Annotated in this window: 19 protein-coding genes; 7 read left to right on the top strand and 12 right to left on the bottom strand. The window is 39.3% G+C overall.

Annotated elements, in window-relative coordinates; all coding sequences use genetic code 11:
• Positions 1–98 precede the first annotated feature (98 nt).
• The gene (locus PL11201_RS01180) at positions 99–2789 is read right to left on the bottom strand and encodes a DEAD/DEAH box helicase (RefSeq protein WP_079676838.1); all 2691 of its coding nucleotides are present in this window, start codon (positions 2787–2789) and stop codon (positions 99–101) included.
• Positions 2790–2943: 154 nt separating this feature from the next.
• Between PL11201_RS01180 and PL11201_RS01175 the strand changes: the two genes are divergently transcribed.
• Both PL11201_RS01175 and PL11201_RS01170 read left to right on the top strand, forming a co-directional pair.
• Entirely contained in the window at positions 2944–4077 is a 1134-nt protein-coding gene (locus PL11201_RS01175) for a succinylglutamate desuccinylase/aspartoacylase family protein (RefSeq protein WP_079676837.1), read from the top strand.
• Between the two features lie 57 nt (positions 4078–4134).
• On the top strand, positions 4135–4614 hold the full coding sequence (locus PL11201_RS01170) for a flavin reductase family protein (RefSeq protein ID WP_079676836.1): 480 nt from the start codon (positions 4135–4137) through the stop codon (positions 4612–4614).
• 151 nt (positions 4615–4765) lie between these two features.
• Here the strand turns inward: PL11201_RS01170 and PL11201_RS01165 are convergent, their stop codons facing one another.
• The 5 genes from PL11201_RS01165 to PL11201_RS01145 form a co-directional block, all read right to left on the bottom strand.
• Positions 4766–4984 carry a toxin-antitoxin system HicB family antitoxin gene (locus PL11201_RS01165; protein ID WP_079676835.1) on the bottom strand — a complete coding sequence of 73 codons (219 nt, stop codon included), beginning with the start codon at positions 4982–4984 and terminating at the stop codon, positions 4766–4768.
• Positions 4985–4991: 7 nt separating this feature from the next.
• Complete coding sequence (locus PL11201_RS01160) at positions 4992–5414, bottom strand: putative toxin-antitoxin system toxin component, PIN family (protein WP_079676834.1); 423 nt, start codon at positions 5412–5414, stop codon at positions 4992–4994.
• 153 nt (positions 5415–5567) lie between these two features.
• A complete protein-coding gene (locus PL11201_RS01155; protein WP_079676833.1) occupies positions 5568–8576 on the bottom strand; it encodes a type ISP restriction/modification enzyme in 3009 nt (1002 codons plus the stop codon).
• A gap of 193 nt (positions 8577–8769) precedes the next feature.
• The gene (locus PL11201_RS01150; protein ID WP_079676832.1) at positions 8770–10203 is read right to left on the bottom strand and encodes an AMIN domain-containing protein; all 1434 of its coding nucleotides are present in this window, start codon (positions 10201–10203) and stop codon (positions 8770–8772) included.
• Between the two features lie 206 nt (positions 10204–10409).
• The gene (locus PL11201_RS01145; RefSeq protein ID WP_079676831.1) at positions 10410–11783 is read right to left on the bottom strand and encodes an NB-ARC domain-containing protein; all 1374 of its coding nucleotides are present in this window, start codon (positions 11781–11783) and stop codon (positions 10410–10412) included.
• A 245-nt stretch (positions 11784–12028) separates the two neighbouring features.
• Here PL11201_RS01145 and PL11201_RS26360 point away from each other — a divergent pair, with 245 nt between their 5' ends.
• Together PL11201_RS26360 and PL11201_RS01140 are read left to right on the top strand one after the other, a co-directional pair.
• Positions 12029–12202 (top strand): hypothetical protein, encoded by a 174-nt coding sequence (locus tag PL11201_RS26360; protein WP_159451491.1) that lies wholly within the window; start codon positions 12029–12031, stop codon positions 12200–12202.
• A gap of 120 nt (positions 12203–12322) precedes the next feature.
• Positions 12323–13459 (top strand): radical SAM protein, encoded by a 1137-nt coding sequence (locus PL11201_RS01140; protein WP_079676830.1) that lies wholly within the window; start codon positions 12323–12325, stop codon positions 13457–13459.
• A gap of 157 nt (positions 13460–13616) precedes the next feature.
• Here the strand turns inward: PL11201_RS01140 and PL11201_RS01135 are convergent, their stop codons facing one another.
• Together PL11201_RS01135 and PL11201_RS01130 are read right to left on the bottom strand one after the other, a co-directional pair.
• Complete coding sequence (locus tag PL11201_RS01135; protein WP_079676829.1) at positions 13617–13967, bottom strand: HepT-like ribonuclease domain-containing protein; 351 nt, start codon at positions 13965–13967, stop codon at positions 13617–13619.
• Positions 13957–14247, bottom strand: a complete 291-nt coding sequence (locus tag PL11201_RS01130; protein ID WP_026788716.1) for a nucleotidyltransferase family protein — start codon at positions 14245–14247, stop codon at positions 13957–13959. The genes PL11201_RS01135 and PL11201_RS01130 overlap by 11 nt, the downstream gene beginning before the upstream one ends.
• Before the next feature lie 126 nt (positions 14248–14373).
• Between PL11201_RS01130 and PL11201_RS01125 the strand changes: the two genes are divergently transcribed.
• Positions 14374–14916 carry a dihydrofolate reductase family protein gene (locus PL11201_RS01125; RefSeq protein WP_079676828.1) on the top strand — a complete coding sequence of 181 codons (543 nt, stop codon included), beginning with the start codon at positions 14374–14376 and terminating at the stop codon, positions 14914–14916.
• A gap of 83 nt (positions 14917–14999) precedes the next feature.
• Here the strand turns inward: PL11201_RS01125 and sppA are convergent, their stop codons facing one another.
• A complete protein-coding gene (gene sppA / locus PL11201_RS01120) occupies positions 15000–15818 on the bottom strand; it encodes a signal peptide peptidase SppA (RefSeq protein ID WP_079676827.1) in 819 nt (272 codons plus the stop codon).
• 101 nt (positions 15819–15919) lie between these two features.
• Here sppA and PL11201_RS01115 point away from each other — a divergent pair, with 101 nt between their 5' ends.
• Both PL11201_RS01115 and treZ read left to right on the top strand, forming a co-directional pair.
• Positions 15920–17011: a DMT family transporter gene (locus PL11201_RS01115; protein WP_079676826.1), complete on the top strand. Its 1092-nt coding sequence runs from the start codon at positions 15920–15922 to the stop codon at positions 17009–17011.
• Positions 17012–17029: 18 nt separating this feature from the next.
• On the top strand, positions 17030–18850 hold the full coding sequence (treZ, locus tag PL11201_RS01110) for a malto-oligosyltrehalose trehalohydrolase (protein WP_079676825.1): 1821 nt from the start codon (positions 17030–17032) through the stop codon (positions 18848–18850).
• A gap of 18 nt (positions 18851–18868) precedes the next feature.
• On the opposite strand, the gene PL11201_RS01105 is transcribed toward treZ, so the two are convergent.
• The 3 genes from PL11201_RS01105 to PL11201_RS01095 are packed head-to-tail and all read right to left on the bottom strand — an operon-like array spanning position 18869 to position 21863.
• A complete protein-coding gene (locus PL11201_RS01105) occupies positions 18869–19969 on the bottom strand; it encodes a nucleotidyltransferase family protein (protein WP_079676824.1) in 1101 nt (366 codons plus the stop codon).
• A gap of 17 nt (positions 19970–19986) precedes the next feature.
• Positions 19987–20934 (bottom strand): SMP-30/gluconolactonase/LRE family protein, encoded by a 948-nt coding sequence (locus PL11201_RS01100; protein WP_079676823.1) that lies wholly within the window; start codon positions 20932–20934, stop codon positions 19987–19989.
• Positions 20935–20963: 29 nt separating this feature from the next.
• Positions 20964–21863, bottom strand: coding sequence for an SDR family NAD(P)-dependent oxidoreductase (locus PL11201_RS01095; RefSeq protein WP_079676822.1), 900 nt, complete (start codon positions 21861–21863; stop codon positions 20964–20966).
• Positions 21864–21887: the final 24 nt, after the last annotated feature.

Here is a 21887-nt window from a genome sequence, read left to right as displayed (position 1 = left end):
GGGGGAGCAGGGGAGGCAGGGGGAGCAGGGGAGGCAGGGGGAGCAGGGGAGGCAGGGGAGGTAGAGGAGGTAGAGGAGGTAGAGGAGGATGTCAAAACCTAGTCTACTGCCTCATTAATTGGATATCGGTCTATCAACTGACGGGCGCGCAGGGCATTCTTTTTAAGAGATTCACTTAAATAAGGAACATGAGGAATTTGAGAGAGAAAATCTAAAGTTCTTCGGAACATTCGGACAATATCTCCTTCATCTAAACTGGTATTTGCCACTAACTCCAACCAATCGGTTTCTAAGGCCCACTGCTCAATTAAACCCGTTAAATCCCGTTCTAACCAGATGGGTAAAGCCACCCGATACCGTCGTTGCTGTTTAAATAATTCCTGACGCAGATGGCGCAACTGTCCTAGGGCGTTTTCCGCCTCCTCCGATAAGTCATAGCGCGTCCAACTATCGGGACGGGAAACCTCCGTAACCAAAGCGGCACAGGCCGCCGCTAAATGATGGGGGTCGAGTTGGTCAAAAATCCCTGACTTTAAGGCTAACCCTAACCACAATTCGTTATCTCCCCGCAGGGCGGCGGTGGCCTGTCCTAAGTCCGTTGGTTTCAACTCATCTAGGGCTTGGAAGTATTGCAAAATTGAAATTAAAGCCATAAATTCATCCCAATGACGGGCTAAATCTTCTTCTAATTCCGCTCGCATTTCTTCAATCATTTCATTTAATTCTGCCCAGCGTTGCCACCGTTTTAACAGTTTATTCGGTTTACCCCATTCATGGATGGGATGGGAGTCTAATTCTAACTCTAATCGTTCGACTTGTTCTTGTTGAGCAATGACTTCTGGAGGCGGTTCGGGTATATTTAATTCGGGAATTTGTTGGGTAATGGCTACGGTTAACTCGTCCCCTTTACGACATTGACCTAATTTAAACGGAATATTAGGAATCTCCAGATAATCTACATTTAACCGTTTAGAATCAGGTTGCAGAATCACAATATCAGAGGCACTCACCACATACCAGCGATTATCCCGTCCCAAACAGAGGAAATAGGGCACCTGTCCCGAACTGGGGGTTTTGGCGACTAACACAGCGGGAATGGGGTCAGACTCCAGTTTGCGGGCCGTAGGAACATTTTTTCCCCGTAACCCAACCGTTGTACCTAATGGGGCAATATCCATTAAGTTGGCCATCCGGTGCATTCGGCCATCTTCGGCTTGCTGTTGTAGGAGTTTTAATAAACGGCGTTCTTCTCGCAGGCGCTCATAAACTTTTTCAAAACTGGCTAGGGTTTCTTCCAACAATGCCATATTTTGTTCGCCACTAAAGCCAAATTGGGCTTCAATTAACGATAATTCTGCTTGCAGGATTTCTATTTCCTGTTGAGTGGGAATTAAATTAATTGTAGACAGATATTGTCCGAAACTGCGTTCAACTAATTCCTTAGATTTTTCTAAACTATGCCGTTGTAATAAGTTCAACACCATGCCATAACTGGGGCTGAATTGACTGACTAAGGGGTCGGGTTTAGATGTCGCTAAATAGGCTGCTTCCTTTGCCCCTTCAAAGGGGGTTTGTACCGTCACCACATAGCCTTCGGTATCCATGCCCCGCCGTCCCGCCCGTCCCGACATTTGCAGAAATTCCGAGGGTTTTAACAGGCGATGACCGTCATCGGTGCGTTTTGATAAACTAGAAATTACGGTGGTTCTCGCGGGCATATTAATCCCGGCGGCAAGGGTTTCCGTGGCAAATACCACCTTAATTAATCCCTGTTGAAATAACTCCTCAACTAACCCTTTCCAAGTTGGTAAAAGTCCCGCGTGGTGGGCGGCAATTCCCCGATATAAAATTTCGACCTGCTCGGGACGAATGCCTTCAGGACTTGAGGCTAAAAACGCATCAATTCGTTCTTTTAAGCGGGCGGTTTCGGCTTCATTCACTAAGGATAAATGACGCACTTCTCCAACGGAGCGATCGCAACCTTTCCGACTAAAGATAAAATAAATAGCAGGCAGCATATCCCGTTCTTGTAGATGGGAGATGACGGCGGTTAAATTCGGAATATCATTGCGTCTACCCCGTTGGGGGATACCTTTTTTTTCTTTGAGGCGAGGATTAATTCTTTTCAGGGAGTCTTCCAATAGGGGAAAAAAGCCTTTATTATTGCAAAAATGATATTGTAGCGGTACTGGCCGAAAGTCAGAATAAATTAATTCTGTGGGGCCATGGACTTGGGAAATCCAGTGGGTTAACTGTTCACTATTGGCCACCGTTGCCGATAGTGCCACCAATTGAATTTCCCGGGGACAATAAATAATCGATTCTTCCCAAACCGTCCCCCGTTGGCGGTCATTCATATAATGGCACTCATCCAAAACCACCGCTTCTACCGCTTCCATGGAAGTTCCGACTTCTCCAATCGGTGTACCATAGAGCATATTGCGGAAAATCTCCGTGGTCATCACCACCACGGCCGCATCCCGGTTAACGGAAATATCCCCCGTTAATAACCCTACCTTGTCCGCCCCAAACTGTTCTCGAAAATCCCGAAACTTTTGATTGGATAGCGCCTTTAGGGGTGTAGTGTAAAAGACCCGCCTATTACCCGCTAAAGCCCGATGAATGGCATATTCTCCTACCAAGGTTTTTCCCGAACCCGTAGGCGCACAAACCACAACGGACTTTCCCCCGTCCAATGCTGTAATGGCATTGCATTGAAACTCATCCAGGGAAAATGGAAATAGGGCGTTGAGATCCAGGGAGGGATTGTTTTCGGTAGAGTAGGACACAGGAATATAAATAATAAGACTAATTCTAAGGTTAAAATCACCATCATAGCATAGATTTTTTTCAAAAGAGACAATGGATCAGTCATCAGTCATCAGTCATCAGTTATCAGTTAACTGATGATTGAATTAAATTACCCTAATTTTTAATGATTTTATGATTCCTAATATTTCAACTATTCCCTTGATTCAACTCGCTTCTGGCGATCAATTATTTATTCAAAGTTATCAGTTTACAGGCGAAAATCCAGGAAAAAAGGTTTATTTACAATCTAATTTACACGGGGCTGAAATTAGTGGAAATGCGGTGATTAGGGATTTAATTAATTTTTTAATCACCTTGGATAAGACTCAGTTAACGGGAGAAATTTTATTAGTTCCTGTTTGTAATCCTTTGGGAGTGAATCAGCGATCGCATTATTTTTCCTCCGGTCGATATAATCTCTATGATGGCAAAGACTGGAATCGAATTTTTTGGGATTATGAAAAAACCGGAGCCGATATTGGCGAATTTGCAGAAGATTATCAGGATTTAGAACCAGATGAAATTCAAGAAAAATATCGTCAAACTATTTTAAATAAATTCCATCAACTGGCTAAATCCATCAGGAGTTCCCCAGGAGTTTCCTACAATAATTATTATCGCTATCAACTCCAAAACCTAGCCCTAGATGCTGATTATGTGATTGATTTACACAGTTCAACCCATAACGCCCTCGACTATTTATATTGTTTTCATAGTCGAGAAGCAAGTGCTAATGCCTTTCTATTGGATACAGGAATATTAATGAATGATTATGATGGGGATGCCTTTGATGAAGCCTTTATGAAGCCCTGGTTAGCCTTAGAACACGAATTAAATAAACTGGGAAAAAATATCAGATTTGAGATTGAATCTTGGACATTAGAACTGGGTTCGGGGTTGGAAATGAATCCCGAATCTGTGCAGAAAGGAATTAGGGGAATTAAAAATTATTTGGCGACCAAAGGACTGTTATCCATCGAAGATTTCCCCTTAGCTTCCACCCCAAATCATCGGATTAATCTTACCCCTAAAAACACAATTCAACGCTATTATTCCCCCGGCGGAGGCATGATTGAATTTTATGTTAAACTAGGGGAAACCGTTCATAAAAATCAGAAACTCTATACTATTTTGAGTTTCAATAAAATTGGAGAATTACCCCAAATTCGGGAGGTTTGCGCCGAAGGGGACGGACTCATTTTCGACATCAGCAAAAATCATTCCGTAAATCAATGGGATTATGTTTTGGGGGTAATGCCGTCTTAAATCCTAGTTTTTTGTTAAACTAATTTCTGTAAAACCACTAAATATCCCATTAACATTGTGTTAGACGAAGCCGCTAAAAAAACAATTCTGCGTAAAATTCCCCACGCCCTCTATATTTGTGGAGTCAAAGAGGGAGAGGAAGTCAATGGTTTTACCGCCAGTTGGGTGACACAAGCCTCCTTTCAACCACCTTTAGTGGTCAACTGTGTTAAAAATGATTCTAAATCCCATGCCATGATTAAAACCAGTGGTGTGTTCGCCCTGAGTTTCCTGGCAGAAGGCCAAAAAGACATCGCCCAGAAATTCTTTAAACCCCAACATCGAGTGGGAAACAAATTTGAAGACATCGAATTTTACTTAGGAGAAACCGGTTGTCCGATTATTTCCGTCGCCTTGGGTTATGTGGAATGTCAAGTTGTCGGTTGCGTTGAACATGGCGACCATACGGTATTTGTCGGGGAAGTCATCGCCGCCGGTGTTCATCAAGAAGCGGAAATTCTTAACCTCGCCAGCACGGGATGGAATTATGGGGGATAGGTAGGGAAACACAGATAGATTTAAGAATTCTTCTCCCCTTGACCTGTGGAGGGGTGGGGGGGAGAAGTTAAACAATACTATAACCCCATTATGTCGAATTACCGCCCCTTGACAAAACTGTTGCCAAGCTAACATCTGCTAACCAGACTCTCTACTGATTTAAGGCATCCAAGCGATCCAAAACTTCTAAACCCTGTGCCACATCGCCCCGCATTGCTAAAGCTTGAAATCGTGTCTGAGCATCAAACTCAGCGATCGCAAACGTTGATAATTCTTCCATAAGCTTATTGATACTAATGCCGCGAGATTCAGCTAAAGCCTTCAGGCGGAAATGTTTGTCATCAGGTAAACGAATCGTTAAAGTTGCCATATTGTAATTACTCCGTAATCAATGCTTCCGGGGAAATAATAGAAAGCTGGGGAAAGAGAAGTTCAGCCCTTTGGAAATCTTTAATATTCTGGGTAACAATTGCCTCTGCATTACCCGCGATCGCCAATTCAATTAGATGATTATCCGCTTCATCTTTCAAGTTCGGTCGCCATAAATAATAAACCTGAACCCATTGACTTACTGACATCAAAGCAGCAAGCAATACTTCAATATCAGCTTTCGATATTGGGCAGCGTGCCATCACCTCCGATCGCCCCAGGATTGACTCAAACTCCATCAATAGTGCTGTTCCCATCAGGGGTTTATACTTCCCTTGTAAGCAGGCACGAAGTACAGCGCGACTTGCTCCAGAAGGGCTAATTAAGGCACTGACAAAAACGTTGGTGTCAATTACAAGTTTGCTAGACATAAGCTAATAATAGCATATATTCTATCATCTTTTGACTCCGTTCCTTGTAAGGTAACATTAATTAAAGGATCTGGGAACAGGGAATAGGGATAATACTTTTGACTGTTTCATATCAGTATTAAAATGTTACAACCTATTGAGGATTACTATATATTAATGTTGATGGGTTTCCATGGCTTGAATAATTTTAACGGTTTCTATACTAACAGTACAAACCCGCATTAATAAGTTAATCACCTGTTCTTTATAGTCCGCAAATCGATAATTATTGAATTGTTTGGCAATAGTTTCATCTTTGGGTTTTTTCTCTTTATATTGGTCTAATATCCATTCTAACGCCGAACGATTTCCTAGGCGATAGTCCCAGGCGGTTTTAGGAATATCGGTTAAGCTGGTGACGGTATCAAGGATAATTTCATTTTTGATTTTATCGGCTTTTAATTTGGGTTTGGGGTTGGTGATTTCGGTTTCCGAACTATTAACCCGGGTTAGGGGATAGGGGTTGATGGTTTCATAGTTAATATGAAGTTCCATCAGTTGTTTTCCCCAAGTTACCCACTGTGGAAAATTATCAAAAAAAGGAATACGGGGAAAGTCGCGTTTTAGGTTTTGTTCGTATTTTTGTCGATAGAGGGGATGATGTAAAACAGCGTAGGTATAATGGAAGATATCAATTTTTTTTATAGTTTTATCGTTATAATGGGTTTGAAATTGAGTTAACCCCCAGTCGGTAATGTTATCGATTTTTTCGTTATTTTCAGTGTAAATATATAAAGTTAAACATTGGGTTGCAGCAGCAGCACCTACAAAATGTAAATCACTAACACAATTATTTATTAATACCATAAAGGGTTTTTGAGAATTTGGGCCAGTAAAATTAATTACAAAATTACTTTGTTTTAAATTTTTTCCATAAGTTAAAAAATGTAACTCAGTTAGCAAGTCACTTAAATCTAAATCCCCATAATAAAATACTTTATAAAATGGTCTGTAACAGGCTTTTGTGATTTTTTCCAAAGAAAAACTAAAATTTGTTTCTCGTGCAAATCTTTTTTTTAATACATGACTCCATTTGATTATTTCTGGATAATTATTGTTCTTTTCGTCTAAAAGATTATTATAGGTTTTAATCATGTAATTGATTTTATTTATCAAATTGCTTTTTTCTACATCATAAACCCATAAATCTCTATTTGTTGATATACCTGGATTATTTAACTTAAATATAGAATTTTGATTTTTTTGAGCAACCAAAGGTAATAAACTATCAAAGTCATTATCTGTTAAATTAATCCAATTGCTTTTATCATCAGGAGTAACATGAGCAAAATCAACCTGCTCAAAAGAGATAGACGCTAAAAAATTTAGTTTTTCCTCGGCTGTATCAAATTCATTTCGACGAGTATAAAAAATTTGACAAGGTACATTTTTCTGGTTTGAATATTTTTTGACCATAAAACTAATAGCTACCCCAGTTTGAATGCCAAAAACATTATGTTTAGTTCCCGAAAGTTGGGGATTTTTTCTAATATCTCCACCTAAATCAATTATATAGATATAACTAAACTCCTGACTAACTACCTTTCTAAAACCATCAAAACTTCGTGCTTCAATAAAAGATGAATTAGTCACAAAAGCCAAAGCACCATTTTTTCCTAATCTATCAGAAGCCCATCGAAAAAATCGGGAGTACATATCATAAAGTTTAGTTTTTTGCGCGGTACTTTCTTTAATATAAGTAGCTTTAATCTGTTTATCAATCGCGGGGTATTCGCGATTTTTATTATTATCATTTTCGTTTTGTTGATTAGCATTATAAGGCGGATTTCCCATAATAACTAAAATCTTGCGATCATTTTGTCGTTTAATTCTAGCGGTATTTTCCACCGTCATCGAGAATAAATCTAACTGTTTATCCGCAAAAACCGTATGATCTAAAGTATCCATTAAACAAATATTATGAAATTCGGCATAATTCCCTATTTTTTGCAGATAGGTGAACTCAATATTTAAGTTAGCGATATAATAGGGTAAAATCGCCACTTCATTACAATGAATTTCATGCTCGTATTTATAGGGTAATTGAGCTTTAGGTAAATATTCAATTAATTCAGTAATAAATGTTCCCGTCCCCGTGGCGGGATCTAAAATTTCCACATCCTTATCCGCTAAAATTTTACCAAAATGTTTATGCAATAAATAATCCGTACTCTCAATCATAAACCGGACAATTTCATTAGGAGTATAAACAATTCCTAACTTATCCGCCGCTTTTGGGTTATACGCTTTATAGAAATTCTCATAAACTGCTTTCAGGAATTTTTGCTTTTCGTGATGGTTATAAATATTAGCTGCGATGCGTCGAATAACCGCATAATAACGCTCAATAGTGCTTAAAGTATTGCGTTTGGTCGCCCCGGTGAAAAAAGTTTCAATCACCGCTTGTAACTGACTAGCAATATTATTTTCTCGGTGAAATTGGGACTCATTGAAAATATTAATAAAGATATCTTCGGTTAAGATATGCTGAATCATCATTTCTCGGATATCTTCTAAACTAATTTCTGGGTGAATAGAATCTTGACAAACCCGCAAAAATTTATCCCGCGCTTGTTGAAAGGGTTTATTACTAATAGACTGTTGATCAATTAGCGATCGCAACGTTGTTAAAATGGTCGGTAAATCTTCTTGAAAATGGCTAATAGCGTCTCGAAAATCCCGAACTTCTGGACGTAAATAGTTAATAAAAGCGTTAATAGCGGTATCCAATGCTTCCGCATCTTCCATGGATACCCGCAGAATTTCCCCTCCTCCTTGAATTAAAACCGCCGTTTGGGAATCTTCAAATAAAATATTATCATCGGGATAACCTTTCGCCAGTTTCTTCTCAATTTCTAAATCTAAATTATCATATTGATCCTTACTTTCCCAATAACCATAATCTAATCTGAGAGTATCTTTAATTGTCCCATCGGGATATACAGGTTTTCCCTTTTTGGTTTTGTATTCTAACTCAGGAATCAATAAAAAATCTTTGCTTCTACAATAGTCATTTAACAGATTTTGAAACGCCACGCGGATCGAAGTTTCTTTGCGACTTCCCCCATATTGAATAATTTGATCAACGGTATTATAATATTGATGAATCAAAAGTTTAGACATAAATCGCCCCGATCCTCAAAACCTATTGATCAAAATATAGCAATCCGTATAGGATTTGTGATCAAAACCTGTAGGGGTTGGGTCTCCCAACCCAGGCGCAAAGAGGGTTGGGAGACCCAACCCCTACGATAAAATGTTAGAATCTCGGCGCGGATTGCTATAGAATTGAATATTAACCCTATCCCAAATTAACCTATTGATTAACTATAAAGAAATTAGGAGTTGTCAAATCTTGGGTTAACTGAATAGAAATGATTTGACCGGGTTGTAAAGTCGTGGGCGAGGGAGAAGTCCCAATCCCAATTCCCGCCCCAGCAATGGCGCCGACTAAAGCCCCAACTCCGGTAAAACCACTAATTAAAAACCCCGCTAAACTTCCCGCACCCGTACCAATTCCTACCCGTTCAGGACGAACTTCTAATGACCCTGGAATCCAGTTAGATTGACCTTGAATCGGGATACTACGACCGTCTAAATTAATCGCTTGAGCAATAAATCGACTGCCTTTTGCTGTGGTTTCAAACTCTCCGACAATCGGCGTATCCGGCGGCACAATATAATTGCCTAAACTATCAACAATTCCCCCTTGCAATAACAACACATCCTGACGTTCAGAACGATTAGTTAAACGCACTTGATCTTCCGTGGGATACAGTAAGGTTAAAGCGGTTCCGGTCGGAAGCAGAATCGCCGGAGGACGAGGATTAAGATAGGATTGCTGCTGTCCTGGGGGCAAAGGTTGACCAAAGGGAACCGCTTGGGGCAGGGATGATGCTTGGTATTGATAATCAGGTGGGTATGGGTATAAATTGGCTGGGCGAATGGTGGCCACCGGACGGACAATCGGGGTTTTCAGGGACGGGTTTGGGGGTGACGAAACGGTAGGGAACAGTTGGGCTTGGCTAGGCTGACTCACCGGAAACCGCACCACATCTAAACTCGAATCTCGGGTCGGTTGGGGGTTGGGTAAAACCGTTTGTCGGGGGTCGTATTGACGGACAGAATATTGAGGAGGTTTTGGGGGTTCGGTCGGCTTAACGGTGGTGGTTTGGGGGGCGGTGGCAGTTCGGGAGGGGGCAGGAGTTGGAGTCGTTTGGGGTTGGGCGGTCGCAACGCTATTCGGAGGAGTTGCAGGGGGTTCCGGGGGTAAGGTTTGTAGGGTGGGACGCAAGACCCAGAGGTTATCAATCCCAATTTGCCGTAAATCGAGGGTTTGGGGGTCAACGGTGATACCCTGGGTAAATTCCACCACCAGTTGAGCTTGTTGGGGTTTAGCCTGAATTAAACTGACTTGACGAACAACGCCTGTATCATAGCGTTCGGTAATATTTACTTTAACTTCTGTATTCGGAAGGTCTAGGATTAGGCGCGGGGGAAGGTTATAAACCGATAATTGGGGCTGATTCCCTGGCGGCAGTTCGACCTCGACAATTCCGGTGTTGGGATCAATTTTCCAATCTACAACGGCGGCGGCTTGTGCGGTTAAGGGGTGGGCAGTTGCTAAGGCTAGACAGGCGACAACACTAGAGCTTCTCAACAGCATACTCCCATACAACGCGGTCACGTCCGAGGCGACGCAGGTTTGTACCGTTTGCTTAAATTTTTGTTTGAAGTTTTGCGCTTGCATGGTTTCTGCGTGAAAACTCTAGTTGATTGATGTTTTATTAGCACATTTTGTTTTAAAATGCAAGCGTTAAAGTGATTCTATTCTACCGAAACCCTGATGAAACTGATGCAAAAATGGAAACAATGAAATTCCAATTTGAAACTGTAGAAGGAACCACAAAGACACGAAGACAGGAAGAATATGATAGAATCAAGAGCAATAATATCCTAGTTTGAGTTTGATAAGGGAATAGAATTAGGGATGTATTGTTGAAAGACGGGATTGAGTTCAAATAGCGATCGCTCTCCCTCTGAGACTTTTTCCACTAATCCTCGTCTGACTAAGGATTGAATGGCTTGCAATAAGTCTGTTTTAGAGAAATGACGATCAGCAAGTTGTTGAGAAATATCGATCACTTGCTGTTGATGTGCTAACCGGGAAATGACCTGTTTTTCTAAGTCTGATAATCGCTCTAATTTTGATTCTAAAATCGGAGATAACTCTCCAATAAATATATCATTTTTATCCTCTAAAAATTGGGAAACCCTACCGTTAAATAGTTCTAATATGGTTGAGGCGATGAGATTTAACCAGACTGGATGACCTTGATAGCGAGTGATTAAATCAAGCCATTGTTGCTCATCGGTTAATCCTTTTTCTCTCAAGATTTCTGTCGCTTCTTCTCCTAACCCTTTGAGGTGTAATGTTTTAATCGGTCGGTTTTCAGCTTCTAAGGTGGCAATTTCTCTGGGTTTTTCCCAACTGATCAGGATTATACAACTGTGATGAGAAGTTCTAGCAATTTGTTTAAAAAATGTACCGTAGTCTTTAGATTCTGTTAAATATTGACCTGCTAATTCACCTGTTTTAAAAATATCCTGCACGTCATCGAGAATCACTAAACAACGAAACTTACAAAAATAATCAATAACTGTCGATAAGGGAGTAGGTTGAGATGGAGAAAAAAAGTCTTTGAGTTCGGTTTGTAGCGTTGAAAGGGTAGGAAGGTTATTAAGGCTTTTCCAGATAATATAATCAAATTCTGTATTAATTTCTTCAATCAGTTTAAGGGCGATCGCACTTTTTCCCATTCCACTTAATCCATAGATAGTAATTAAGCGAGTATGGTCTTCTAATATCCATTGTTTGAGGGTAGATAGTTCTGAAGTGCGGTTGTAAAAGGTTGTTAATTCAGGTGCTTCTGTTAAATTGATGATGGTTGATTGGTTTTGAGTTTGGGATGTTTCTGGGGGAGATGGCGATCGCTTATTTTCACCACAGATATTGACTTGACTATTGCTGATAACAATTTGGAGAACATCAGCCCGATTTGAAATATGAGATATTTCTGCTTGTTCTAGTAAAGAACACACATTAGACTTTTTAACATCTTCTCCCATAGTATCAGATAGAAGTTTCCATAATTTCCATGCCTCTTTTTTGACATGAGCATAACTGCGCTGATGATTCTCTGCAATTTCTTCATAATCATGATGCTCCCAAACTCCTTCTAATATAGCTTTTTGGAGGGAATCAAGATGTTTTCCGGTTTTAGCAAGTACCTGTTCATCAGTCCATTTTAAAATATCTTGAATTTCCATAGAAAAAAGTGGCGTTATTCAACGATCAGCCAACTCTATCATACTTTTTCCCACTTTAGCAAAAAAATCCTACTTTTTCCTACAAAATTAGTTGTGTAAAAATTTATTAAAATGCTACTTTATGACACTTTTATGACTATGCAAAAATAAACTTGCATATTAAAATCAGGAGAAATACAAGGAAAGAATTTCTAGTTAACTAGAGTGTACTTTCTTTCAAACTTTCATAAAGTAGGATTATTACTATGTTACAAAGCAAAATAGCAGAGACTCCAGCCATTGAGCAGCAAAAGAACAGTGCAATCGCTCAGTCTAAATATATTGAGAATCCAGCAGATAATCACAGCGAATGGTATCAAATTGAGGTAGGAACAGAACGAGCAAATGTCATGAAATGTCCCAAAAATGCACTATTTTAGGCAACGATTAAGATCGTAAAATCATCTAAAAAGGTGATAAAAACCTAAAAGCCAATTACTAAACAGTAACTTTAATAGAGGACGCGACATAGTATCGCGTCCTCAAGGTAGGAAACATATATGTTAGTTCATCGGCACATTGGTAATGTAGATTTCGCAGTTGATCCATCGCAGTCTTTTGGTATTTACTTAAAAAAAATTGAAGATGATAAATTGAATTTTTCAAATCTTAAAGCTTTTATTGATTGGATTTTAGCCGGAACAAGAATACCTGCTACTCTCCAATGGGAGTTGCTTTCAGCGTGCAACTTTAAATGTCGCTTTTGTTATATAGTAGGACATACGCAAAATACGATATTCTCATCGGAACGGGCTTTTGAACTTATTGATGAATTTGTTGATGCGGGGGTTGTTCAAGTCATTTTAACAGGCGGAGAGTGCCTGATCCATCCAAATTTTACAGCCATTTATGAAAAACTACGCTTGGCAGGTATTATTGTATCTGTTTACACTAATTTAGAAAAGTTAACCGCCGATCAACTCGAAATCTTTAAGCGTTATCCACCTTATAGAATTGAAATTAGCATTTATGGTCATGATGAAGATAGTTATGAAAGAGTCACTGGACGGCGAGCTTTTAAACAGGTACTCCAAAATATAGAGATTCTTCACAACTATGGTTTTAATCTTCTTTGTAAAACCCCAATAACTACTCTGACCAAGAATTCTATTGAGTGGATACATAACTGGTGTGAAAATCGAAACCTAGAATATTTGGCAGATCCCAGTATTAAGAATGGTCTTGATGGTGATGATTTATCATATTTTTTACTAAAAAATAAAGAATATTACTCAGCAGAAAAATTTGGACTTCAGCTAGAAAAAAAACTAATTCCCTCTAGGAATTTAAAAGATGGAAAGGATAGAGATCCATCTCATGTTTTTAGCTGCGGAGTTGGTAAAGTAGGTGCTTACATTAACTACGATGCTACTCTTTCTCCCTGTTCAAGCATTCGAGATCGGCGCTTCAATCTAATGAAACTTTCTTTTCCTGATGCTTGGGAACAGTTAGTTAATAATATACAAGCAGAGGAAAGTTTAGTTATCAGTGGATGTAATCCAAATTGTTCAGCTAAGTCAATATGTAAGATGTGTCCCGCATTGGCTCTCCGTGATGAACAAGGAAACTATAGAGTTAATCCAGCTTATTGTGAGAGACAAATTGCACTGGCAAAGGTTCTTTCAATTAGCTCTTAGTTATACATTTGATTAAACGGGGTTCTGGCTCCCATTCTAAGAGGAGGCGGAGCCTCAAAACAATCATTCCCATGCAGAGCATTGGAACGGGGAGAAGTAGTGTAAGTGTCCTCCCTTCTATCAATCAATAAAAAAATTAGATCCTATTTTTATAATGTTATTCATCCCCAAACTCTACCTCTAAAATTCGCTCTACTACTATTATTAATGGGGGGATTTTAGTTTCCACAATATCCCAGACAATCTCATCTTCAATGCTAAAATAAGCGTGAGCCAAAATATCACGCAATCCGGCAATTTTTCGCCATTCAACCTCTGAATACTTTAAACGAATTTCCTGGGGAATATTTTTAACTGCTTCTCCAATAATCTGCAAATTACGGACAACCGCATCATAAGTACGCTCATCAGCTTGGAAATCCTCAAAGCTCATTCCTTGTGTGTACCGTTTGACTTTGACTCCAGAAGTGAGGATATCTTCCAAATAGAGACGAATACTACGCGACATAAATGGCTTCCTGTTCTACAGTAGAGCGAATCAGAGGTTTAAGCGATCGCTGACTTACCAAGTCTACCCGCGTTTCTAGTAAATCTTCGAGGTAAAATTTTACATCCATATAACGGTCAAATGTAACTGAACCCTCAAACTCTACTAAAATATCGACATCACTATCAGGTCTAGCTTCATCCCTGGCTACAGAACCGAATATTGCTAACAATTTGACTCCCAAGTCTTTTAATACCATCCGATGCTGCGCCAGAATACTGAGAACCTCATCACGCTTCATAATTCACCCTACCATCACAACAATTTTAAGTGTTAAAGTCTTTATATATCAATAATAGCCTATGAACTCTTAAGCTCAACTAAAATATCCATATCACCTAACCCTAGATAAAAGCAACTCATTGTCATGAGAAAAATACGGTTGTTTATTGCCTCAAGTTTAGATGGATATATTGCCAGAAAAACGGGCGAAATTGATTGGTTATTCACCGATGCGGATTATGGCTACACGGAATTTTATGATCAAATTGATACGGTTTTAATGGGGCGTAAAACATATCAGCAAGTTCTAACCTTTGGAGAATATCCCTATCCCAAAAAAAAGGGATTTGTCTTTTCCAAATCTGATCAAGGGACAAAAACTAATCATGTAGAATTCATTGGCGGAGATTGTAAAAACTTTATTGAATCCCTCCGTCAATCTCCAGGTCAAGATATTTGGATTGTAGGAGGAGGTCAATTAATCCATGAATTTCTCCGACAAGGTTGGATTGATGAATTAATTTTGTCCATTCACCCCATCATTTTAGGCAGTGGGATTCCGTTAATAACTTCCGATCCCAATTTAGAAATTTCCCTAGAATTAAAACAGGTAAAAACCTATCCTTCTGGCTTACTACAGGTATCTTATGATTTAAAAAACTGTTCACTAATAACTGACAACTATTAACTGATAACTGGTACGGGCGGGTTCTTTTAGATCTTTTTAATCACCTAAATCTTGATGAACCCGCCCCTACAACTGATAACTGATTATGGTCGATACATCCACAGGGGTAAACCACTGGTAGATAACTCAAATTCTAACCAACGGTTAGCCGCAATAATGCTATTAGGGGCTAAATTACTCCCGGTTAATCTACTTAGAAAAGGTTTGGGTTTTTCAAAGGTGAAACACTCGGTTTTCTTGGGATCAAGTTTAACTAATTCCGCCGCCCAACACCGGGCATCTTCTTCCGTTCCTAAACGGTCTACTATGCCCAATTCTACCGCTTGTTGTCCGGTAAAAATTCGACCGTCAGCGAAAGTTCTCACGGTGTCATGACTCAAGTTCCGAGACTCAGCCACGGTTTGTACAAATTGTTGATAACTGGTATCAATTAATTCCTGTAAAATATGTTGTTCGGGTTCAGTTAATTCTCGATCAAAAGACAAAATATCTTTATAGGGCCCCGATTTAATCACCTTAAAAGATACACCTACTTTTTCTAATAAGCGCTCTATATTATTACCTCTTAAAATTACTCCAATACTTCCGGTAATTGTACCGGGGTTAGCCACAATATGTTCGGCTCCCATGCCAATATACACACCCCCGGAGGCAGAAATATTCCCAAAACTCGCCACAATTTTGACTTTTTTCTGTAACCGTTTCAGGGCGCTATAAATTTCTTGGGAGTCGCCAACGGTTCCCCCGGGGCTATCAATTCTCAATAATAGGGCGGGAAATTTCCGTTCTTCCACGGTTTTTAGGTCTTCTAACACCCGTTTGCGGGTCTCTGACCCAATGGCTCCATTAATTTCTATGCGGGCGATTTGTTTGCGGTAGCTCGGTTTAAATGGCCAAATCATGGGTAATGACAGAACTGTATTAGGTTAATAATATGATATAAACGGCTTAATAAAAGTACATAATTTTCATCCCTCCTCACTCAACCCCAATGGAGAAGCGAATGCAGCAACCCCAAACCCCAGCAAAATTACCCTTTCAACCATTATTGTTAATTGCCCCCTTCTTCTTTTGGGGGACGGCGATGGTGGCGATGAAGGGACTTCTCCCCCAAACCACACCGTTTTTTATGGCGGGAGTCCGGTTAGTTCCCGCAGGGGTTTTGGTAATATTGGCGGGGATATTGTCGGGACGTCCCCAACCCAAAGGCTGGCAAGCCTGGCTCTGGATCTCAATATTTGGGTTAGTGGACGCCACCCTATTTCAAGGATTTTTAGCCCAAGGGTTAATGAGAACTGGGGCCGGGTTAGGATCGGTGATGATCGACTCCCAACCCCTAGCCGTGGCAATTTTATCCCTATGGTTATTTCAAGAAACCATTGGATTTTGGGGCTGGTTAGGGTTGGCTATTGGGATTATTGGAATTAGTTTTATTGGTTTACCCGATGATTGGATTTTAGGGTTACTTAATTCGGAATTATTAACCACTTCTATTGATATTTCTCAACTGTTTAATAGTGGGCAATTATTAATGTTATTAGCTGCCCTATCCATGGCCGTGGGAACGGTATTAGTGCGGTGGGTTTGTCGCTATGCTGATCCGGTGGTGGGAACGGGATGGCACATGATTATTGGGGGTTTACCCCTATTCGGGTTATCAGCTATTTCGGAAACTCAACAATGGCAAAATATTGATCTTTCCGGTTGGGCGGCCATGGGCTATTCTACCGTATTTGGTAGTGCCATATCCTACGGATTATTTTTCTATTTTGCATCTAGTGGAAGCCTGACTAGCTTGAGTTCTCTGACCTTTCTCACCCCGGTTTTTGCCCTCTTATTTGGAAATTTCTTTTTACAAGAAGTTCTCAGTCCGTTACAATCATTGGGTGTTTGTTTGACATTAGTGAGTATCTATTTAGTGAATCAACGGGAAGTTTTAGCCGGAAAGTTTAAAATCAAAGGTTTTCAGGATTTTACCCCCTCTCAAACAGAAACCAATTTATTACAACCCGCCGAGGTAAATTCCCTAGAAATACCCGTAGAAATTCACGAAGTGGAGACAAGCCCAAACCCATCTCTACATCCTAAACTGTAATTTACCCCAAAATTTCCCATGAAAATCGGTGCAAATTATTTAGGCAACAATTGCTGTGAATTCAAAGTGTGGTCGCCCTTGCGTAAACGGGTTGCTGTTAAGATTCTATCCCGGGAAGAACGGTTAATTGATTTAGAACCTGATAAACAAGGATACTGGAGTAAGAGGGTAGATAATATTCCTCCAGGTAGTCGTTATTTTTATGAATTAGATGGCAATGTTACCCATCCTGATCCCGCTTCCTATTCTCAACCGGAAGGAGTTCACCAAGCCTCAGAAGTGATTGATCAAAGTTGTTTTATTTGGCAGGATCAGGACTGGAAAAGTATTTCCTTAGATGAATTAATTGTTTATGAAATGCACGTTGGCACGTTTACAACAGAGGGCACATTTACCGCAATTATTCCCCGCATTTCGGAGTTATTAGAATTAGGAATTAATGCCATTGAATTAATGCCTATTGGTCAGTTTCCGGGCGAGCGCAATTGGGGTTATGATGGCACCTATCTCTATGCCCCTCAAAATTCCTATGGGGGAGTAGAAGGGTTAAAACAGTTAGTCAATGCTTGCCATCAACAGGGCATGGCGGTGATTTTAGATGTGGTTTATAATCACTTTGGCCCAGAAGGAAATTATATCGGACAATTCAGCCCCTATTTTACCGACTTCTATCGAACTCCTTGGGGTTCAGCGATTAATTATGACCAAGCTTATTGTCAGGGAGTCAGGAATTTTATTATTGAAAATGCTCTCTATTGGTTAAGGGAGTTTCATATTGATGCCTTAAGATTAGATGCTGCGGATAATATTTTTGATCTGGGTGCTAAACACATTTTACAGGAATTAGCCGAGCACGTCAATCAACTTTCTCAACAGCAAGGGCGGAAGTTTTATTTAATGGCAGAAACGGATTTAAACGATGCTAAATTAATCCGTTCAAAAGCCGTAGGAGGCTATGGTTTAGATGTGCAGTGGTGTGATGATTTTCACCATGCTATTCATACTATATTAACGGGTGAAAATATTGGGTATTATCAAGATTATGGTCGCTGCGAACAGTTAGCAAAATCCTACCGAGAAGGGTTTATTTATACCTGGGATTATTCCCCTAACCGTAAACGTTTACATGGACAGTCAGCCGCAGATTGTCCTCCCGATCATTTTTTGGTTTTTAGTCAAAATCATGACCAAATTGGTAATCGTTTATTAGGGGAAAGGTTAACAGCTTTAGTCTCCTATGATGCTCTGAAGTTGGCCGCCGCGACGGTGTTATTATCGCCCTATATTCCCCTATTATTTATGGGGGAAGAATATGGGGAACCCGCACCTTTTCAATATTTTATTAGTCACTCAGATCGGGATTTAATTGAAGCGGTACGGAAAGGACGAAAAGCAGATTTTGAAGCATTTCATCTGGAGGGGGAAGCCCCCGATCCTCAAAGTCGAGAAACGTTTGAACAATGCAAGTTAAATTGGCAATTAAAACGGGAAGGGAAACATCAAATATTATGGAAATTATATCAAACTTTAATCCGATTAAGGCGGAATATTTCGGCTTTAAAATTACGCGATCGCACCCATCAAGAAGTTAACACTATTGAGGAGAATAAATTATTATACTTCCGACGTTGGTTTGAAGACAATCAAGTTTTTTGTCTGATTAATTATAGTAAAAATCCGGTTTCCTATAGTCCTGATTTGAGGGGTAAAACTTGGCATAAACGCTTAGATTCCAATGATCAAAAATGGCTAGGTTCGGGATCAAATTCACCTGAAATTTTAACTGATACTTCAGAGTTGATCTTGATACCTGAAAGTTTTGTCCTGTATGAAACTTAATAGTTAGTTTGAGCAATTCTAACGAGATATCTGTCTTTTAATTCCTCGGATTATAACTTGTATGGGTACTTGCCATAAATTTTCTAAACCCCAAATAGATTGCAGATAACTGAAAAAATTGAAGACGTTAAAATCATCCGTGTTGACTGTTCTGTAATATTGGAAATATCTTTTTTTTAAACGATTTAAGGTGGTGTTTTCTTTACTCGTTATCATCTGATATTCTTGATGTTCAAATTTAGAAATTGATAATTTTTGGAGTTCGGGTAAAATCAAGGATGAAATAGGTAAATTGAGGATTTCTTGTAACTGCGTTATTCTCGATTTTAAGAGTATAATAAAACGGTATTTTTCTGCTAATGTTAGCAATCGGTTTGCATCGATTTCAAGGGGGTATGACTGAATAATGATTGCAGCATCTACTAACCGACTAATGGGTGAAATTGAATTCGTTAATCCTCCAAATACACAGGTGTAAAATAACTGGTCAGTCGCCGATAAAAGATAAACGGGAAAATCGTTGACTTGAGTTAATATTGCATTCTGCCAAAACTCGGTTTCTGCGTTTTCATTAAAACCATCCGCGAAAAGATGCCAACGAAGGCTTAAATATTGCTTAGATTCATTTTCAAACCCAATATAATGACTAAAAGGAACAGTGGGATTAGGAATTTTTTCTTTGGCTGTCCAACCCAATTCTTGTAATAAATTTACGGCATTGAAAACATCTTTTGAGTTAATCAAAAAATCAAGATGATTGATATAACGTAGACCATGATCTTGATAATAATGCAAATTTAAAGCGGCATCTTTAAGCAGCATGATTTTAATATCAGCTTCTTGAAAAGAACCTAAAATAGATCGAATTTTTTGAAACCAAACTTGGTTTTCAACCCAAATACGTCGATAAACACCCTTGAGTCTACCAATATATGGATCTGTGACATTATTAGCTGATAAATTGCGATAGAGTAACGGTAATAACCGATAAGAGTCTTGATCCACATCGTCAATATTGATCAATGTTCTCCATCTTTGCCAAGAATTAATGGCTGCTTCACCTTGTAAAAGCGCGGCTTGTAAAATTAATTGTTGCTCTTGATTAAAATTAAAATTCATAATTTAGTTCTAATTAATTAAGTCACTTGAATACCCGGAATATTAACTCTAATTCTGTAAACTGAAGTCTGAGCAGTGATATAAAGACTTTGCCCATCTTCGTCTCCCCAAGCACAATTTGCGGGGCGTTCTGGAGTGACAATAGTTCCTAAATGATTGCCTTGACAATCAAATACCCACACGCCTCCGGCTCCTGTACAATAGATGTTTCCCTGCACATCAATTTTCATCCCATCCGGTGAACCGGGTTCCTTGATGTTCATATCATGAAAAACACGACTATTAGCCAGTGTACCATCAATTTTGACATCAAAAACTCGGATATGACGACATTGGGAATCGTCAATATAAAGCTGTTTTTCATCCGGTGAAAATGCCAAACCATTCGGTTTATAAAAATCATCGGCGAGGAGAATTAGTTCTTGATGATCGGGCGGAATTAAGTAAACCCCTTGGATGGGTTGTTCCTGTTCTTCGGGTTGAATTCCATAGGGAGGATCGGTAAAATAAATTGCACCGTTACTTTTAACAACAATATCATTGGGACTATTGAGTTTTTTGCCTTGAAATTGATCGGCTAAAATAGTAATTGTACCGTCTTTTTCGGTGCGGGTAACTCGGCGAGTCCCGTGTTCACACGCAATTAATCGTACTTGTTTGTCCCTGGTTAAACCATTAGAATGATTACTAGGTTTTCTAAATATTTTTACCTCTCCATTAGGAGTCAACTGTAAAATTTTGTTAGCGGGAATATCGCTAAATAGTAGATGCTTTTCTTCAGCTATCCAAATCGGCCCTTCAGTAAACTGAAATCCGGTAGCTACGCGATCAATCTTTACTTTCTTAGGAAAGAGATTTCTAAACCCTTGAGATTTAGCTTCTAATCGACCCGATGCTAATTTTTGGGGAAAAGTCGAACCTAGTTGTTTTATCTGTCTATTGACCCATTTGGCGATACGCAACATTATATTTCATCCAAATAAACAGTGCTTTTTTATTCAGTTGGCTGCTGAAATACACGATAATTAAATAATGATAATCCCCCATCAATTTTAATGATACTGCCAGTAGTAAACCTGGAAAAATAATCAGAAGCTAGATAAACAGCCGCTCTACCGATATAACAAGGATTAATAGAACTTTTATTCAGGAGCGTATACTCGTGGCTGAATGGATTTCCTTGCTCATCTTCTACAACCCAACCTGGAGCAATTCCATTTACTCTGATTCCGTAGGGAGCAAATTCTACCGCTAATTCTTTGATAATCATGCCTAATGCTGCTTTTGAAGAACTATAACTAGGCCAGCGAACAAGTATTTCTTGGTGTATAGAAGTCAGAAAAATAATAGCACCCTGAATAGAATTACTGACCATCATTTTGGCGATAATTTTGGTAAGGTACATCGGCCCAAATATATTAGTTTGAAAGGTTTTCTGCCATTCTCCCAAATCCAAGTGATTTATCCCAATTGTTTCAAATTGAATGCCTACATTATTGACCAGAATATCAATTATGATTTTATTTTCCTCTAAAATGCTATATAAATAATCAATATCTTCAGGCTTTGATATGTCTGAAACAAAACTTTTCACCTTCACTGGATAAGTATTTAATTCTTTTTCTAAGTTTAAACATTCTTCCTCAACAATATCGGTGAAAAAAATATTTGCGCCTTGTTTTGCCATTTCAATAGCAATACTTCTGCCAATATTTCTTGCTGCTCCGGTAATCAAGACATTTTTTCCAGCTAAAAGCTGATTATCTAAAACGACCAAAGGCTCTACTGTTTTGATAAAAACTTTTGGTTTGAGCGTAAGCATCGGATTAAGGAAGGCTTTGGATGCAGCTTTGAAACGAGTTTTAATGTTGTTTAGCCGAGTCTTTAAGTTCATATCCGTCGATTATAAGCCACCAAT

The organism is Planktothrix sp. PCC 11201, from assembly GCF_900009135.1.
In the GTDB taxonomy this organism is placed as follows: domain Bacteria; phylum Cyanobacteriota; class Cyanobacteriia; order Cyanobacteriales; family Microcoleaceae; genus Planktothrix.
This window is presented reverse-complemented; position numbering and strand designations above follow the sequence as displayed.